We start from the raw sequence: 10,024 nt of genomic DNA, 5'->3' as shown, positions 1-10,024 counted from the left end.
CATCGGAGTCACCAGAGGAGGACACCCCCTCAAACTACGAACACAGCCCCGCAACACCCCGACTCATCCAGAAACCGGCGCGTCTACCCCAAACCCGACACGATCAACGACGAGCCTGAATGGATACGCGCGGCCTCTACGATGAGGGCGGCAGCCGCTCTCGATCTTGTACTCTTCACACAGACATGATCACGAGCGGCTGCTCTTATTGTGCCGACCTCCCGTTACAAGACCGCATCGGTGCAGAGCGCATCAGCCCAGCTCACACTGCGATTGGCGGCTGCCGTACTAGACGCCCAGCTCAGCGGACGGCATGAATGGATTGCTCTCCTCTTGCCCGCAGACAGCGTCAAAATGGCATTAATCACCCATAAACTATGTCTTCCTGACATTCCCCCTGATTGATGAATTCCGGTTGTTTATAAGGATGCGTTGGGCCATGTACCGGGATTGGCTGGTGTGCTTGACTCCTGCCTTGTAACCACACCCTCCGGGAGGGGGCATGGGGGAGTTCGTCGGGATCGATCCCCGCGGGGCAGATCAGCTGATCCGCCAGATGGAGACCGGCAAGGACATCCTGGGCCGTACCCGCCACGGCCTTGAAGCGGCCATCGCCGAGGCCGGCGCGTCGTGGACCGGTACGCAGGGGGTGACCGCCATGCATCGGTCTTGGGCGTTCTTCGACGACACGCAGCGGGACCTGAAATGGCGCGTGGACACCCTCAAGCAGATGGTTCAGACGGGGGGAAACGGCTCGCTCAGTGGGGTGTTCACGTTCAACAGCGAAGAGGAGGCTGTCCGCCAGGGGAAAGCCGACGCGGCGTCGATCGCGGGGGCGCTCAAGCAGCATGAGATCGAGAACTCACCGGAGAGTTGGCGCAAGGTGACCGCTGCCGCGGGGGCGACCAAGCAGAAATTGAACGATCCCGCGTATGCCGCCGCGTTGCTGTCCGCTCTCGGACCGGACAAGTTCCGCGCGCTGTTCATGCACTGGATGAAGAACAAAGGTCCGGCCATGGACAAGGGAGTGCCACCCAACACTCTCAAGGAGGGGAAGGAGGCTCTTGGCCCACTGGCCGAGGCATACGCCAACGCCGAACGCGCGGGAAGACTAGGTGAGGAGTGGGGCGAGAACTTCATCAAGACGACTCAGCCCGGCGTGTTGACGGCGCTGGTCGCGATGTCCAAGCCATCGACCAGGCTCCTTAATCAGGTGGCGCTTCGGGTGCTTGGCCGGCCACTGACCGCAGATCTCCCGACAAGCCAGAACTGGAATCTGAACGCGCTGATGGACGCGTACGACGCTAATCCGCAGGCGTTACAGACGCTGCTGGCCGAGAACAAGGATGCTGCGGGCTGGCTATTGCATCCGCAGCGCGCCCGGCAAAGTGGCATCCCCGACTTCGAGAAGAAGATGGCCGGCGTTCTGGACAAGGCATTGCGACCTGGCGCGGGAGTGGACAGCGTGCGCGAACGGGCGTGGTTCAACATCATTCGGGGGATGGGTGCCGAGGACAGTCCGTGGATCGGAGGCTCGTGGGGCACGCTCAAGGACTCGCCGATCAGCGAGACCCTCGCCAAGAATGTCGTGCCCTATCTCGACCAGTTCGCCCGCGGACAGTCCAAGCGCGACTCACCGGAGCTGACCCGGCTGTTCCCCCGGGCGCCCTGGGACGGCCTCGACCCTGACTCCGCGTCCCGGTTCATGGGCGGCCTCATGCAGGACAAAGACGCGGCGAACACGTTGATGAAGGCGATGCAGAACTACACCGCTGGGATGGACATCGGCCGGTTCAGACCGTTCGGTGACGAAGCCATCCAGCGTGAGTTCACTTCCCGCGCCGCGCTCGCCGGAGGGGCGGCCAATCTGTTGCTGAGCGGCTCGGCTCATGCGGAATGGACCGACGATGAATATGCGGACTGGCTCGCAGGGGTCGCACTGATACCTGTCTCCTGGCTCTCCAACAAATACTGGCCCATCGAAGACGCCACGACGGCCACCGGCCGTGACGTGGCGCTGGATGAGGCTAAGGACGGCCTCAAGGGAATGATCACCGATTACCTCGACAAGAAGACCCCGGCCACGGCTGCGACCGTCGCGGACAGCATCGTTCAGCAACAGGTCGAGTGGATAAACGAATCGCTGGCCCAGCATGGTCAGAAGCCGTTGACAGAGGAGCAACTGAATGAGGTACGGATGGCGATCCGCGGGAGACTCTACGACGGCTTGAAGGACGCCTTGGAAGCGAGAGGAGGCTGAGCATGACCATTCTCCCAGCCAAGGCCAGTTGCTCCAGCAGGCCGCCGAGAAGGAACAGCTCGCCGCCGACCTGACCCGGTACGCCGCACAACTGGCCGAGGTGTTTGCCGGCATGCTGGCTAGGCCGCAAGGTGCCGATGCGTTCTGGAAGGGACCGGCTGCGGACCGCTTCATCACGCAGGCCGCACAGTTGGCTCGTGAGGTCGATCTGCTCCGGGACGACTGCGTATCCACCGCCGACCGTCTCCGCAAGCAGGCTCAGGCCGCGCGTGCCGAGGCCACCCAGATGCCCACCTAAAGAGATCGCTAGCCGTCCCGTTCGTAACAGCTGGTCTTGCCCACGATCATGATGTGCGGCTTCTGCCCATTGCGTACGGTCACAAAGAAGGTGATGCCGGTCTGTGGGTTTTGCAGGACAGCAACGCCGAGGTTCTCGTCACCAAGATCGGCATTGTCCACAATCTTGTTGTAGCCGCGCAGCCTTAGCCAACTCGCCATCAAGCCGGCCACGTTCGATGGTGAGTGGACGTACGGGGGGCCGGTGAGGTCGCCCTGCGCGCGGAAGAACCGCTGGACCTGGCCCTTCAAGCACCCCAGTTCGCTTTCCCGGTCCGCTCTTTCGGTCGCGGCGGCGGACCCAGTCGCGGCCAACTCCCTTGAGGCGAGCAATTTGTCGCCGTCTGCGACGAGTTGCTTGGTCGCCTCGTCCAATGTCGGTATGTCGGCGTCCCCTGAGCAGCCCGTCAGCGCGATGAGCGAGACGAGCATCGCGGCGGCCGATAACTTGCGGGCACCCTGGCGCACGCCCCGGACACTACCTAACCCCCACCCCGGCGTACACCTCATATGCGTGCACGCTATGCACCGGGACTTGGGCACGTATTTGGCACGATCACCCGTAGACGATCAGTGCCAGCCGGACAGCGCCGGACAGATGAAAAAGCCTCTGACCGCTGTTTCCACTGGTCAGAGGCGCTTTGCTGCTGGTCGAACCTGGTGCCCCCGGCAGGATTCGAACCTGCGGCACCCGCTTTAGGAGAGCGGTGCTCTATCCCCTGAGCTACGGAGGCGGACTCTCGTAAGCCTAGCGAAAGTCTGGCACTGCGTGGGACGTAGGTCTGGGAAGAGTTTGGCGGGGTGGGTTATGGGTGCTCTGAGCTGCGGTAAAGGCATGACAAGTGATCAGATTCGTGAGTGTCCACCGTGGATAGCGTCTGCCTGTGACCAGGAGGCGGTGCAGGCAGGTGCGGCGGCGGCCCGTTGTGTTGTTCGGGGCGTTGCTGGCGCCGGCGATCCTTGCCGGCGGATTGCTGGTGGGCCAGGCGCGGGGGCTCGAGGATGGTGTCGTGTCCGCTGGTATGGCGGGTGGCGGCGGTGGGAGGGAGCTGGTGTTCGGGCCGAGGCTCGTGCCCGCGCCGGCTGGTCCTGATCGTATGTACGAAGCTGTTGTGCCGGCGCCGGTGAGGGTGGTGGCGAAGGAGCCCCGGGGCGGGGACGAGGATGTCGCTGCCGAGCCTGCTCCGCCGTCTGTTGGCGAGGAGCCCTATACGCCTGCTCCTGTGCAGCCCTGGGATGGGTGTCCGGCGGCGTGGGTGGACACCTGGTTGTGGGAGCTGTGCCGGCAGGAGGAGCAAGTAGGCACTCTGGGGTTTGCCGACAGTTTCATGCCCGGGCTTTGAGGTTGCTGGGTTAGACCTCTTGGTCGGCTGCTGTGGGTCCCGGGGTGGATGGCGGTGGGCAGGTGCACGCTTGGTACGGCGCACGGTACGCGGGTTGCAGGGATGAGGGGGCCATTCTTGGGGGCGGGTGGGTGGTTGCGCCGGTCCGGAAGCGAGGGCTCCAGGTGATGGGCTGGGGTGGGGTTATGGCTGGTTGTGGGGGGTGGCTGTGGAAAGTGGGCTTTTTGTCTCATAACAGCTCCCCGGAGTTCGGTCCGGACACTCTGGGTGCTGTAGTAACGTGCGTGCCTGACCCAGGTAACGAGTTTGCATACGGAGGAGTCGAACGTGCCAGCCCCTCGATCAGTGGGTCTGATCGCGGTCGTCATGGCGGTGGTGGCTTCTCTTTTGGTGCCTGCTGCGGCGGGTCAGGCTCAAGCTCAGGTTCGGGGCTCGGCCGATCGGCAGGCACGTGCTCAGGAACTGCGGGATCCGAGCGACCTTAGAGAGCTCAGGAAAGAGGCTGAGCGGTCGGCCAAGGAGCTCGAAGAGGCCACCAAGGCTCTAGAGAACCGGCGGAGCACGATCGCGGCCTCCGAGAAGGAGCTCAAGACCAAGCTGACCGCGCTGCAGGAGTTGGAGCGACGGCTCACGGTGATGCGGCAGCCCGTGTCACAGATGGTCGAGTTGTTGTACGAGCAGCCGATCGCGGCAGGAGGGGTCCTGCCGTTCATGGCCGAGGGGGCGGATGAGGGGACCCTGCGGGCCTTGTCCGATGCCACCCAGATGGTCGCAGTGCGGCAGCAGGCTGTTGAGCAGACCAGTGCGCTCTACAAGGAGACCGAGCGGCTGGCGGCCGAGGCTCAGGAGCTCCGGGCCGGCAACCTGCTGGCGGAGGCGCAGTTGGCGGCCGAGGTCGATACGTTGCGGCAGCGGTCGGACAAGATCGTGAAGTCGTTGACCGCGGCCTTGGTGAAGCTGGGCATCAAGATCGACAAAGTGGGGCGGGCGGCGCTGGGGTGCGATCCGTTGCGGGCGGCGACGGCTGGGGACTTTCCCAACGGGCTCATCCCCAAGGGCATGCTCTGTCCGTTGCAGCAGAAGGGGTTCAGTCTGCGGGCTGACGCCACCATAGCGTTCGTGAGCTTGAACGAGGCCTATCGCAAGCGGTTCGGGAAGCCCATTTGCGTTACCGACGCCTACCGGAGCCTGGCTGCGCAGCAGTCCATTTACTATCGGCGGCCGGGGTTCGCCGCCGTGCCGGGGCGGAGTAACCACGGGCTGGGGCTGGCTGTGGACCTGTGTGGTGGGGTGGAGAGATCGGGCTCCAGCGAGTTCGTGTGGATGGAGCGGAACTCCAAGAAGTATGGGTGGTTCCATCCGTCGTGGGCCTACAGCAGCCCCTTCGAGCCGTGGCATTGGGAGTATGACCCCAAGATGGATTCGCTGCTCTAGCAATCGCTGGTAGCTCCGTCTCTGTAGCGTCCTCGAGCTCTTCGATTGCTGGTTGTCAGGGTGCCGTGATGAGGGTGATCGAGAGGCGGGCGCTTGCTTGGGCGGCGGCCAGTTCTGCTGCTTGGGTCGGGGTGGTCGCCAGGACGACGAGGGCGCCGTGGTTGTCGTCTTCTTGCCGGTCTGCGGTTGTGATCACTCTTACGTCTTCTGCGATGGTGCGGGCCGGGTGGGTGTCCTCCCAGGCTGCCAGGACGTTGATCCTGGAGCCGGGGGAGAGGAGTTTCGCCGCTTCCGGGTCGGAGATGCGTACGGGAGTGGCGACCATGCCTGGTGAGAGGCGGTAGGAGTCCAGGAGGCGGGCGTCCGTCAAGGGCTCGCCTCTGCGCATGGGGGAAGTCAGGTAGCGGCCGGCTGCGGCCGTTGTCGTGCGTACGGCGCCGTCTGGGGGGTGGTTGATCGGGACCGGGTGGAGGTCTGACGGGGTCAGGGGGCCGGGGAGGAGGTCGCGGGTCGCCACCAGGACCGTGGTGGGTGGGGATGGGCGGGTGGCGAGATAGGCGGATATGACGGCTATGGCGGCGAGCGTTGCCGCCGCGAGGCGGCGGCGACGGCCGTAGCGGTTGAGCCAGGATTGGATCACGGTAGGTCGAAGGGGAGCTTGAGGCCGTCCAGGGTCGAGCCGCAGGGGCACGTGGGCTCTTCGGGCAGGGCTTGCACGGTTTCCGACACCAGCGTGCGCATGCGGGTGACGTTTTGGGCGAAGAACTCGAGGACCTCGTCATGTGTCACGCCCTGGCCCGCCTCCACCCCGGCGTCGTGGTCGGTCACCAGGCAGAGGGACGTGTAACACAGGGCCAGCTCGCGGGCCAGGACCGCCTCGGGGAAACCGGTCATGCCGACGATCGACCAGCCGTTGGCCGCGAACCACTGCGACTCTGCCCGGGTGGAGAAGCGCGGGCCCTCGATGACCACCAGCGTGCCGCCGTCGACGGTTTCCCAGTCGCCTGTGCGGGCTGCTCCTACGGCCACCGCTCGGCCCGACGGGCAGTAAGGGTCGGCGAACGCGACGTGGACGGCGCCGTCTATGTCGTAATAGGTCTGGACGCGGCCTGAGGTGCGATCTACCAATTGGTCGGGGATGACCATGGCGCCCGGGCCGTATTCGGCTTGCAGGGAGCCTACGGCGCTTGGCGCGAGCACTTGGCGGACGCCGAGCGAGCGCAGGGCCCAGAGGTTGGCGCGGTAGGGGATGCGGTGCGGCGGGAAACGGTGATCTCGGCCGTGGCGGGGGATGAAAGCGACGGAACGGGAGCCGATGCGTCCGACCGTGACGACGTCGCTGGGAGGGCCATAGGGGGTGGCTAGCTCGATTTCCTCGGCATCGTCGAGGAGTGAGTAGAAGCCTGAGCCTCCGATGACGCCTATGTCTGCGCGAGTGACCATGGCGCTGAGAGTAGTCGGATGGGGGCTGGGTGTGGGTCGGCCGAACGGTGTTCTGTGGATAACTCCGAGCGCTCCGGGTCCCCAGTGCCACGTGCCCAGGCGATCGCAGCTGGCAGCCTGCCCCCGGGGCGCCGCGCCTAGCGCCAGACGACGTCGTCGAGGAAGGTTTCGATGGCCGTCAGTACCTGGCCGAGAACCTCGCCGGATCCGCGCAGCGGCCCCGGCACCATCATGCCGTGGTCGGCGTCCGCGACCTCCAGGACGTGCGGCGTCAGCTCCCGCGCCAGCGCCCCGTCCCAGTAATCGTCGCCGGTTCCGCCGACCAGGAGGAACGGCTCCGTGGCCCGGCTAAGTGGCTCCGCGCACGCGGGCATCGTCAGCAAGGGCGTCAGCCAGACGGCCGGAAGGGCGCGGGCGGCGGCAACGCCGGCGCCGTACGAACCGAGTGACTTGCCGATCAGCACAGGCGTGGGGGAGGAGGGCAGCTTTTCCACGACGGAGGTCACCTGATCGTGGACCCAGGGCCAGTTGTCCACCATGGGGCGGTCTTCCGGCGGCGTCCACCAGATCAGTTCCAGCTTGGCGCCCCGCCGGGCGGCGACCGCGCTCGCGTAGGCCAGGAGGCCTGAGTACGGGCCGCCCCTACCGCCGGGGATGATCACGGCTTGCCGGTCCGGCCCGCCCTCTCCCATCCCGGAAAGGGGGCCGCTCAGTTGGAGGCGGCGGCGGGAGCCGGGGTGGTGGAGGAGCTGGAAGAGTCCGAGGAGGACTTGCTCTCCGACGACTTCGACGACCCGTTGGAGGATGACCCGTTGGAGGACGCGGTCGACGAGGGGGACGACGTGCGGTTGTCGGTCCGGTAGAAGCCCGAGCCCTTGAACACGATGCCCACCGCGGAGAACACCTTCCGCAGGTTGCCCTGGCAGGCCGGGCACACGGTCAACGCGTCGTCGCTGAACTTCTGAACGACCTCGAGCGGCTCACCGCAGTCGTTGCAGGCGTACTGGTAAGTCGGCACGCGGCTCCTCCTTCAGAGTCTGGCACTCCGGCGTTGCGACTGCTAATGGTAACCGATTAGGTCAAACGCCTATTCCAATCCCCGCTCTCCGTACCAGCCGGCCAGCTTGCCGCTGCGGCTGACCGCCCGCAGGCGGCGTTCGACCTGGTCGCGGCACGAGGCGGTGGTGACGATGAGGAGCTGGTCGTTCACCCTGACCCGGGTGGTGCTGGCGGGCACGAACGATTTGGACTCGCGGACGATCAGCGTCACCTGGGCGCCGGCCGGCAGGCGCAGTTCGAAGATCTCCACGCCGTGCAGGCGCGAGCCGGGCGGCACGCGGACCTGCAGCAGGTCCGCCTTGAGCTCCTCCAGCGGCGCGGCCTCCACCGCGAGATCGTGTGCTTCGGCGGGGGCGCCCACTCTGAGCAGCCGGGCCGCAAACGGCAGCGTCGGCCCCTGGAGCAGGGTGAACACGATGACGATCACGAAGACCTGGTTGAAGATCTCCTTGGAGTAGTCGACGTCGGCCGCCCAGGGGATGGTCGCGAGCACGATCGGGATCGCGCCCCGCAGCCCGGCCCAGGACAGGAACGCCTGCTCGCGCCAGCTCACCCAGCCCAGTTTCAACGCCCACGACAGCAGGGAGCTGACCAGTACGGAGAGCGGGCGGGCCAGGAGCACCAGGACGGTGCCGGTGATCAGGCCGGGTACGACGGCCGACGGCATCTCCTTGGGGCTGGCCAGCAGACCCAGCATGACGAACAGCCCGATTTGCGCCAGCCAGGCGGCGCCCTCCGCGAAACCCCTGGTCGCCGCCCGGTGCGGCAGCCGCGAATTGCCGAGGATCAGCGCTGACAGGTAGACGGCCAGGAAGCCGGAGCCGTGCAGCAGCACCGCGCCGCCGTACGAGACGAAGGTGAGCGCGAGGACGGCGATGGGGTAGAGGCCGGAGGCGGGGAGCGCGACGCGGCGCAGAGCGTACGCGCCCGCCGGGCCGACGGCGAGGCCGATCGCCGCGCCGATGATCAGCTCGACGGAGGTCTCGAGGAGGAACGTTCCCAACGTCGGCGACGAGTTCGACGCCCCGCTGAGCAGCACCACGGCGATCACGGTCGGGGCGTCGTTGAAGCCGGACTCCGCCTCCAGAGCGCCGGCCAGCCGCGGCGGCAGCGGCAACCGCCGCAGGACGGAGAAGACGGCCGCCGCGTCCGTGGAGGCCAGCACCGCGCCGAGGATCAGCGCCGCGTTCGGGCCGAGGCCGAGCAGTCCCTGTGCGGCCAGCGCCACCACGACGATGCTGACCGTCACGCCCACGGTCGCCAGCACCAGGGCCAAGGGGACCGAACGCCGTACGTGGGACCAGTTTGTGGTGAGTCCGCCCTCGGCCAGGATCACGGCCAGCGCGGTCAGGCCGATTTGCTGCGCCACGTGCGGGTTGTCGAAAAGGATCCCGAACCCGGATTCCCCCAGGAGCAGACCGAAGCCCAGGTACACGAGCAGACTGGGCAGACCCATGCGATGCGCGACACGTACGGACGCAATGGCCGCGATGACGATGACAGCACCAAGAAGGAGCCAGATCTCAAGCGTCATCTGGCCCCCTCTCGTACTTTCGTTCACATAAGACTAGTGAGTCCCGCTGGTGTCATGGCATAGCGGACTCGTCGATCGTGCGGCTCCGCGGGGATGCCGTCGATCAGCTCGCCATCGTGCAGCAAAGCCACCGTTGGCACGTTCGGGCCGACCCTGGCCAGGGCACGATCGTACGAGCCGCCGCCGCGGCCGAGGCGCACCCCCGTACGCCGGTCGACCGCCAGCGCGGGCACGATCACCAGCGCGGCCGTGCGGATGGCGTCGACGCCGCGGCGTGCGTCGACCGGCTCCATGATCCCGAAGCGTCCCGGCGCCAGTGTGTCCGGCCCGTCGTACACTGCCCAATCCAGGTCATAGTCGTCACGCAGGACGGGAAGGATCACCGTGGCGCCGTGTTTCCACAGAGCGAACACGAGCCCGTGCGTATCCGGCTCCACCCCTGTTGACCAGTAGCAGGCCACCAGGCCGGCCATCTGGACCCACGGCTGCTCGAGCAGCGTTTCGCGGACCTTGATGGCGTTTGCTCGCAACTGCTCGGGGGAGAGTGAGTTACGCGCCGCGATCAGCTCGCGGCGCAGGTTCGACTTGTCCACAGGTCCCTCCACTAGGGTCTAC

At 66.2% G+C, this 10,024-nt stretch carries 10 protein-coding genes and 1 tRNA gene; 3 read left to right on the top strand and 8 right to left on the bottom strand.

Annotated features, from left to right (window positions below):
* The first annotated feature begins 502 nt into the window (after window positions 1-502).
* Window positions 503-2,260 carry a hypothetical protein gene (locus ACTWQA_RS34230; RefSeq protein ID WP_443163129.1) on the top strand — a complete coding sequence of 586 codons (1,758 nt, stop codon included), beginning with the start codon at window positions 503-505 and terminating at the stop codon, window positions 2,258-2,260.
* 28 nt (window positions 2,261-2,288) lie between these two features.
* Window positions 2,289-2,558, top strand: a complete 270-nt coding sequence (locus ACTWQA_RS34225; RefSeq protein WP_443163128.1) for a hypothetical protein — start codon at window positions 2,289-2,291, stop codon at window positions 2,556-2,558.
* An 8-nt stretch (window positions 2,559-2,566) separates the two neighbouring features.
* Here ACTWQA_RS34225 and ACTWQA_RS34220 read toward each other — a convergent pair whose 3' ends face one another.
* Together ACTWQA_RS34220 and ACTWQA_RS34215 are read right to left on the bottom strand one after the other, a co-directional pair.
* Window positions 2,567-3,064 (bottom strand): hypothetical protein, encoded by a 498-nt coding sequence (locus tag ACTWQA_RS34220; RefSeq protein ID WP_443163127.1) that lies wholly within the window; start codon window positions 3,062-3,064, stop codon window positions 2,567-2,569.
* Between the two features lie 190 nt (window positions 3,065-3,254).
* A tRNA-Arg gene (locus ACTWQA_RS34215) sits at window positions 3,255-3,330 on the bottom strand.
* 954 nt (window positions 3,331-4,284) lie between these two features.
* Here ACTWQA_RS34215 and ACTWQA_RS34210 point away from each other — a divergent pair.
* A complete protein-coding gene (locus ACTWQA_RS34210; RefSeq protein ID WP_443163126.1) occupies window positions 4,285-5,373 on the top strand; it encodes a D-alanyl-D-alanine carboxypeptidase family protein in 1,089 nt (362 codons plus the stop codon).
* A gap of 55 nt (window positions 5,374-5,428) precedes the next feature.
* On the opposite strand, the gene cpaB is transcribed toward ACTWQA_RS34210, so the two are convergent.
* From cpaB to ACTWQA_RS34180, 6 genes are all read right to left on the bottom strand, one after another.
* Window positions 5,429-6,013 (bottom strand): Flp pilus assembly protein CpaB, encoded by a 585-nt coding sequence (gene cpaB, locus ACTWQA_RS34205; protein WP_443163125.1) that lies wholly within the window; start codon window positions 6,011-6,013, stop codon window positions 5,429-5,431.
* Window positions 6,010-6,816 (bottom strand): S-methyl-5'-thioadenosine phosphorylase, encoded by an 807-nt coding sequence (locus ACTWQA_RS34200; protein WP_443163124.1) that lies wholly within the window; start codon window positions 6,814-6,816, stop codon window positions 6,010-6,012. Before ACTWQA_RS34200 ends, cpaB begins: the two co-directional genes overlap by 4 nt.
* Window positions 6,817-6,953: 137 nt before the next feature.
* Window positions 6,954-7,508, bottom strand: coding sequence for a hypothetical protein (locus ACTWQA_RS34195; protein ID WP_443163123.1), 555 nt, complete (start codon window positions 7,506-7,508; stop codon window positions 6,954-6,956).
* A gap of 17 nt (window positions 7,509-7,525) precedes the next feature.
* The gene (locus ACTWQA_RS34190; protein WP_443163122.1) at window positions 7,526-7,834 is read right to left on the bottom strand and encodes an FmdB family zinc ribbon protein; all 309 of its coding nucleotides are present in this window, start codon (window positions 7,832-7,834) and stop codon (window positions 7,526-7,528) included.
* A 69-nt stretch (window positions 7,835-7,903) separates the two neighbouring features.
* Window positions 7,904-9,409, bottom strand: a complete 1,506-nt coding sequence (locus ACTWQA_RS34185) for a potassium/proton antiporter (protein WP_443163121.1) — start codon at window positions 9,407-9,409, stop codon at window positions 7,904-7,906.
* Between the two features lie 23 nt (window positions 9,410-9,432).
* Window positions 9,433-10,002 (bottom strand): 5-formyltetrahydrofolate cyclo-ligase, encoded by a 570-nt coding sequence (locus tag ACTWQA_RS34180; RefSeq protein ID WP_443163120.1) that lies wholly within the window; start codon window positions 10,000-10,002, stop codon window positions 9,433-9,435.
* Between the last annotated feature and the right edge of the window lie 22 nt (window positions 10,003-10,024).

Source organism: Nonomuraea sp. 10N515B (genome assembly GCF_052245915.1).
In the GTDB taxonomy this organism is placed as follows: Bacteria; Actinomycetota; Actinomycetes; order Streptosporangiales; family Streptosporangiaceae; genus Nonomuraea.
Note: the sequence above shows the minus strand (reverse complement) of the source record. Positions and strands in the feature narration are given on the sequence as shown.

What these genes read in the sequence shown, in the direction of transcription:
- ACTWQA_RS34185 (WP_443163121.1), bottom strand. Translation starts at nt 9,409, where the DNA reads ATGACGCTTGAGATCTGGCTCCTTCTTGGTGCTGTCATCGTCATCGCG.
- ACTWQA_RS34230 (WP_443163129.1), top strand. Translation starts at nt 503, where the DNA reads ATGGGGGAGTTCGTCGGGATCGATCCCCGCGGGGCAGATCAGCTGATC.
- ACTWQA_RS34195 (WP_443163123.1), bottom strand. Translation starts at nt 7,508, where the DNA reads ATGGGAGAGGGCGGGCCGGACCGGCAAGCCGTGATCATCCCCGGCGGT.
- ACTWQA_RS34200 (WP_443163124.1), bottom strand. Translation starts at nt 6,816, where the DNA reads ATGGTCACTCGCGCAGACATAGGCGTCATCGGAGGCTCAGGCTTCTAC.